Below are 6,642 nucleotides of genomic sequence, written 5' to 3'. Positions count from 1 at the left end.
GGCGCGCCGTGGGCGGGAGGCGCGCCGTGGGGAGGAAAGCCGTGGGGAGGAAATCCGCCATGGGCAGGAGGCGCGCCATGGCCGGGAGGAGGGCCGTACCCCTGCGGCGCGCCCTGCCTGCCGGGTGCGCCAGGTCTGGGCCGCATGTCCTGGCCGGGGGGCATGCCAGAGCCCTGCGGCCGGCCCCCTGCTTGCGGTGGGTTCTGCCGGTGCGGCGTTCCCTGGCTGTGCCGCCCCATCCTGCGAGGCGGCATGCCCTCGCCGGGAGGCATCTCGCCGCCGGGGGGCATCCCGGGAGCGGGGGGCGTCCCGCGACCGGGCGGCGCCCCTGGAGCCGGAGGGAGCCCCTGGCCGGCGGCCCCGCCCTGGCCGGTGGGCGGTGGTGCGCCATGGGGGGGAGGAGGTCCCCAGCCGGAATACGTCCCTCGGCCGGGTGGTGGTCCCTGGCCGGGTGGTGGTCCCTGGCTGGGTGGTGCTGGCGGCGGTGGCGGGTCCTCCTCGCGCCGCCTGTCCTCCTTGGGAGCGAACCAGTCACGCTCGTCGTTCGTGCTCATGCTGCGATCACTTCTTGTCGGTCGAGTAGACGTCCTGCGGCGAGGCGGTCAGCTTGCGCGCGGCCGCTTCGTCCAGGCCGAGATCGATCTCGACCTCCGGCGGGAAGCCCTCCTGGATTATCGGCCTGGGCAGGCCGAACACGACGCTCGCGCCGGACAGCGCCGATGGCGGCACCTCGAAGAAGAACCGGCCGCTGACCCAGATGTCCGGCTGCACCCACGTGTTCGTCAGCGTCACGCTGTTGTCCACTCTGTCCGTGGCGTCGAACTCCTTCCCATCGGCGGTCAGCAGCACCGGCTGGGCCAGGTGGTAGGGCTTGAGGCTGGACTTGGCCGATGCGCTGACGATGAGAAAGAGGTTGTCGGTCCCGATGGTCTTGGTGTTGCTCTGGATCGACTTCGCGCTCGTGACCGAGTCGACCCTGACGGTGAACCGCCGCGCGTCCACGGCCTCGCCCTTGTCCCCGGCATAGGTGAGCGGATTGCTGAACTCGCCCTCGGACATGTGCAGGGTCTGCACTCCCATGGCGCCGCCCACGAGCAGCAGCCCGGCCGCGAGGCTGAGCGCCTTGGCGCCGCCGCCGCGCTTGCGTCCGGTCCTCCTGTTGCGCCGGGCGGGGGCCACCGCGGTTCGGGGCTGTGTGGCGGTCACGCCGTGTCCCCCTTCTCGACAGGCATCGTCACCCGGTACTCGATCTCGGCGACGAACTTGTCGCCCACTTCGTCGGTGACCATCTTCCATCGCGGGACGTCGCTGAGGAAGTCGGGCTCGTACTCGTACTTGGCGAGGTCGACGACGATCTTCTCCGGCGGCTGCTCGTTCTCCTTCAGCCGGTAACGGACGATGACCTGGGTCGTCACGCCCGGGTGCAGCTGACGGGTCTCGCCCCCCTTGGCGCGGGCGAAGACGAACGGGCCCGCCTCCTTGGGAAAGGCCGGAGTGATCTTGACCATCGAGCCCGCGAAGGAGTCGCTCACATGGGCCTGTTCGAACTTCTGGGGCGGCAGGCCGACCGGGGCGGTCTCGTCGCCCTTGTTGGTGACGTCCATGACCAACTCCACGAACCGCTTGTCCTCGTCGAAGTCGAACTCGCCCTTCTCCACCGTCACCCTCGACCCGATGAACTTGGTGGAGAATCTGCCTTGATCGACCACCACGTTCAGGCTCAGCGGCTCCGGCGCGTCGGGGGTCTCGTTGAGACCGCCCAGCAGGGCGGTGATGCCCACGGCCGTCAACGCCACCAAGGAGACTGCGGGCACCACTACCGGGCGTCTGGGCGTTTCAGTGCTGTCGCCGGAGGGTTCCGTCATGGACAAGGATGGTAATAGGTATCGCTTGTCCCATCTGCCGCAATGCTCCCATCGGCCTGGTCGAATTGCCGAGAAACCCTGCCGCTTCGGGGGTTCTAGCTCATACGCTGTCACGGAGCGGAAAGGGCTGGCCCCTAAAACTAACGACATATCGCGGCCGGAGGGTCACGTGACGGACGTGCATCCCGAGCATGCCCAGCTCCAGGCGGACCGCATCTACCTGGGCTGGCAGTACATCCTGCTGCACCCCGACCCAGGGCCCCCGCCGAAGCGTCCCTCGCCCGCCGAGGAGCCGGCCGCCGCCGCGCCCGACCCCGCCGAGATCGAGCTGATGCGCCGCGAGCGGCTGCAGGAGGACATGCTCAACCGGCCGGTCCGGCTCTTCCGCCTGTTCATGCTGGTGCTGAGCGTGCTGATCCTGGCCGCGGCCGTCGCCGGCTACCTCGCCTGGCCCTTCGCGCTCGTCGGGCTCGCCGCCGCCGGAGGAGTGGCGGGGATCTGCAGTTACGCGCTGTTGCAAGGGGATCGGGCGGTCAAATACCGGGTGCTGGAGCAGCAGGCCAGGGATCAGCGCCAGCGCCAGGAACGTGACAAGGAGCTGTTCCGCGCCCAGGAGGAGCACGCCCAGCGCTACCGAGAGTGGCAGGAGTCCAAGGACCGCCACGACCGGCAGCTCACGTGGTACGCGGTTGCCGTACCGCACGAGATCGACCGCATCGACGTGGCGGGCGGCACACTGCCCGGATGGTCGGCGCTGATCACCCTGCTCGGCGCCACGAGGCTCTACAGCGGCGGCCACCTGACCGTGCTGGACCTGTCCGAGGGCGCGATCGCCAAGGACCTGATCGAGCTGGCCCGCAAGGGCGGCGACGATCCGCTGGTCTGGGTGCTGCCGGTGGATCTGCCCCGGTTGGACCTGGGCGCCACGCTCAAGCCTGAGGCGTTCGCGGACGTGCTGGCGCACGTGGTGAGCGTGAGCGAGGAGCACCGCTCGACGCGCGACCTCAGCTTCGACAACGCGATCCTGGAGCGGGTGCTGGAGGTGCTCGGGGAGAACGCCACGATCAGCCAGGTCACCGCCGCGCTGCGGGCGCTGGCGCAGGTGGGCGACCCGCGGGACGACCTGAGGTTCGGGCTGATCACCGCGACCCAGCTGGAGCGCATCGGCACGCTGTTCGGGCGCGGGGTGAGCGACCGGGTGGTGATCGAGCGGGCCTGGGCGCTGGAGTCGCAGCTGCGCAAGCTGGAGACGCTCGGCACGGAGGCCGTACGGTTGCCGCCCGCCCGGCTCCGGGTGGTGAGCATGGACCGGCAGGCGGGCGTGTTCGGCAACCGGGTGCTCGGCACGTACGTGGCCACCGCGCTCACCCATATCCTGCGCCAGTCGCCCGCCTCGGACCGGCCCTGGTATCACACGATCATCGTGGCGGGCGCGGACAAGCTCAGGGGCGACGTGCTCGACCGGCTGATGGACGCCTGCGAGACCTCCCGTACCGGATTAGTCCTGACTTATCGGTCGCTCACCCCCACGGTGCGGGAGCGGCTCGGACGGGGGCACGCGGCGGTGGCGTTCATGCGGCTGGGCAACGCCGAGGACGCCCGGGTCGCCAGCGAGCACGTCGGGACCGAGCACCGGCTGGAGCTGGCCCAGCTCACCGAGACGATCAGCGACTCGCTGCCGGGGCTCGACGGCGGCTACACCTCGACGATCTCGCAGGTGGACGACGAGAGACCGGACCGCGGCGAGAACCACGACGATCTCGCCGGGGACATCACCGAGTCCACCGAGTGGGGCCGTACCGCCGACAAGATCTCGGAGAAGGAGCGGGTGCTGCAGCGCTCCCGCGAGTTCCTCGTCGAGCCGCACCAGCTCCAGCAGCTCCCCACCACGTCCGTGATCGTCACGGACGCCACGGCCCAGGGCCGGCGCGTACGCCTCGCCGACGCGAACCCGGCCATCCTCACCTTCCCCAAGACCACGCTCGGCGAGTTGGAGGACGTGCGCGAGGCCGTGCTGGCGCTCGACCCCACGGCCCAGGACGGCGACGGAGAGCCGCCACCCAACCTCGGGCCACCACCGCCACGCCTGGACTGGCGAAAGGGCAGGCAATGACATGGTCAATGTCAAGGTGACGAGCTGACGGTTGGCGGAATTTAACAAAGAACCGTCTGTGGGGGAATGAAATGCAGCCGAGCGTCTCGCTGAGTGGGCCCTGGTACCGGATCCAGTCGATCGCCGCGCCCTCACGAAGCTCGTCGGCGGAGTGGGATTTCGTCACCGTGCTGCCCGCGGTGCTGTCGGCGGCGCAGCGCGACCGGCCGTTCGTCATCGGGTGGCTGTCGCGGGGATCCGGCGCGCCGCTCGAACTGATCACCAACGCGGGCCCGCTGTCGCCACCGCGCCAGCCGCGCCGGGCCACCGACGCGCCCGACCGTCCGAGCGGGCCGCAGCCGCTGCTGTTCCCGGGTGGGGCGCGGGGAGTCGAGCTGTCGGACGAGTACCTGGCCGATCTGGCGGACCTGGTGTGGACGCCGTGCCCGGGGCGCCAGGCGCCGCCGCTCGGAAGCCGGGGCCGGGAGTACGCCGAGCTCGATCCCGACGAGCTGAAGCGGCCGACGCTCTTCGAGGCGACGCTGGTCACGCTGATGTCGCGGCCGTTCGCGTGGCTCGTCGTGGCCGAGCCGACCGACCTGCTGGACGCCGAGGTGGCGCACCTGCGTACCCAGCTCAACGTGCTCAGGCAGTACGGCGACGCCTCCGAGCGCTCCCGGTTCGACGCCGAGCGGGCCGAGCGGCGCATGCAGGAGCTGGACGCGTTCAGGGAGGCGGGGCTCTGGAACGTGCGCGTGCTGGCCGGCGGGGCCACCGCCGACGAGCTGCGCCAGATCGCGCCCGTGCTGGTCGGGTCGGTCGAGATGAGCCATCACCCGTACCGGCTGCGCAGCTCCCACGGTGCCGCCTACGCGCTGTCCGAGGCGCTCGCCATCACCATGCAGGACCCGGCCGACGGCGCCGCCGCCCCGTTCGCCGCCACCGCGGGAGCGCTCGCCGCGCTGGCCGGGCTGCCCAGGCGGGAAGTGCCCGGGGTACGCGTGCTCGACTCGGGCTTCTTCGACGTGACCTCCGAGGCCGACGGGGGCGAGCTGGAGCTGGGCGAGATCCTCGACGGACAGGACCGGGGCGTCGGGTCGTTCCGGGTGCCGCTGGCCACGCTCAACAGGCACGCGTTCGTCACGGGGGCGACGGGCTCCGGCAAGTCGCAGACGGTCCGGCACCTGCTGGAGCAGCTCAGCAGGGCCCGCATCCCGTGGCTGGCCATCGAGCCGGCCAAGTCCGAGTACGCCGCCATGGCCGGCCGCGTCGACGAGCCGGTCACCGTGATCAACCCGTCGGCCCCCGACGGCGTGCCGTTCAGCATCAACCCCCTGGAGCCCGAACCCGGCTACCCGGTGCAGGCCCACATCGACATGGTCAGGGCGCTGTTCATGGCGGCCTTCGACGCCGAGGAGCCGTTCCCGCAGATCATGTCGCTGGCCCTGCAGCGCGTCTACGAGGCCACCGGCTGGGACGTCGTCACGGGCGGCGCGGTCCCCGGCTCCAACGTCCCGCCCAGCATCCCCACCCTCGAACAGCTCCAGCAGCACGCCATGGACGTCATCAAGGAGATCGGCTACGGCCGCGAGGTCCAGGCCGACGTCGAGGGCTTCATCTCGCTGCGGCTGCGATCGCTGCGCGTCGGCTCGGCCGGGCGCTTCTTCGAGGGCGGCCACCCCGCCGACATCGGCGGCCTGCTGGAACGCGACGTCGTGCTGGCCATCGAGGACGTGGCCAACGACGAGGACAAGGCGTTCCTCATGGGCACGCTGATCATCAGGATCGTCGAGCACCTGCGCATGCGGGCCCGCAAGGAGAAGACCCACGAGCTGCGCCACGTCATCGTGATCGAGGAGGCGCACCGGCTGCTGCGCGACCGTGGCCACGGGCGGGCCTCCACGCACGCCGTGGAGCTGCTGGCCGGGCTGCTCGCGGAGATCAGGGCGTACGGCGAGGGCATCGTGGTGGCCGAGCAGATCCCCACCAAGCTCGTCTCCGACGTCGTCAAGAACACCGCGCTCAAGGTCGTGCACCGGCTGCCGGCCGAGGACGACAGGAAGCTGGTCGGCGCGGCCATGAACCTGAGCGAGGAGCAGTCCCGCCACGTCGTCTCGCTGCAGCCCGGCTCGGCCGCGGTCTTCGCCGACGGGATGGACCGGCCGCTGCGGGTACGCGTACCGCTCGGCGAGTCCAGGGAGAAGGTCATCCCGGGCCCGCCCCCGCCCATCCGCGGCCGCAGGTCGGCGGCGTGCGGCGCGCAGTGCCGCACCGGGCAGGCGTGCACGCTCGTGGAGCTGCGGGAGGCCGACGTGCTCGCCGACGCGCCCGATTGGGCCTGGCTGCGCATCTGGTGCGACACGGTCGTGCTCGCCTTCGTCAGCAACCGGCCGCTGCCCGGCGTGCCGCGCGCCCTGTCGGCCGCCTGGGCCGACCTGCCGGCCCGGCGCCGCGAGTGCCTGCTCGCGACCCTGATCGAGCGCTCGGTGCAGCGGCGCGCCTGGTCGCTGCGGACCTGGTTCGACCCGGCGCTGCTCACGGAGAAGGCGGCGGAGACGGCCACGCGCCTGCTCGCGGGGGCCGACGGGGGCGGCGAGCGGCCCGGGGCCTCGTGGGTCATCCCTCAGGTGCGATGGCTGCACGAGGTGGACCGGCTCTTCCCTTACGACCAGCCCGCCCCGAACC

General features: G+C 71.3%; 4 protein-coding genes. 2 read left to right on the top strand and 2 right to left on the bottom strand.

Annotated features, from left to right (window positions below; translation table 11 throughout):
• Window positions 1-561: 561 nt before the first annotated feature.
• Both EJK15_RS66525 and EJK15_RS66520 read right to left on the bottom strand, forming a co-directional pair.
• Entirely contained in the window at window positions 562-1,206 is a 645-nt protein-coding gene (locus EJK15_RS66525) for a hypothetical protein (protein ID WP_138720473.1), read from the bottom strand.
• Window positions 1,203-1,865: a hypothetical protein gene (locus tag EJK15_RS66520; protein WP_138720472.1), complete on the bottom strand. Its 663-nt coding sequence runs from the start codon at window positions 1,863-1,865 to the stop codon at window positions 1,203-1,205. Before EJK15_RS66520 ends, EJK15_RS66525 begins: the two co-directional genes overlap by 4 nt.
• A gap of 169 nt (window positions 1,866-2,034) precedes the next feature.
• Between EJK15_RS66520 and EJK15_RS66515 the strand changes: the two genes are divergently transcribed.
• The gene (locus tag EJK15_RS66515) at window positions 2,035-3,978 is read left to right on the top strand and encodes a hypothetical protein (RefSeq protein WP_138720471.1); all 1,944 of its coding nucleotides are present in this window, start codon (window positions 2,035-2,037) and stop codon (window positions 3,976-3,978) included.
• 71 nt (window positions 3,979-4,049) lie between these two features.
• Window positions 4,050-6,642: ATP-binding protein (locus EJK15_RS66510; protein WP_138720470.1), on the top strand; the 2,593-nt coding region annotated here is incomplete at its 3' end.

This window comes from Nonomuraea basaltis, from assembly GCF_005893125.1.
Lineage (GTDB): Bacteria > Actinomycetota > Actinomycetes > Streptosporangiales > Streptosporangiaceae > Nonomuraea > Nonomuraea basaltis.
The sequence above is the reverse complement of the archived record's forward strand: the minus strand, read 5'-3'. Positions and strand labels throughout refer to the sequence as shown.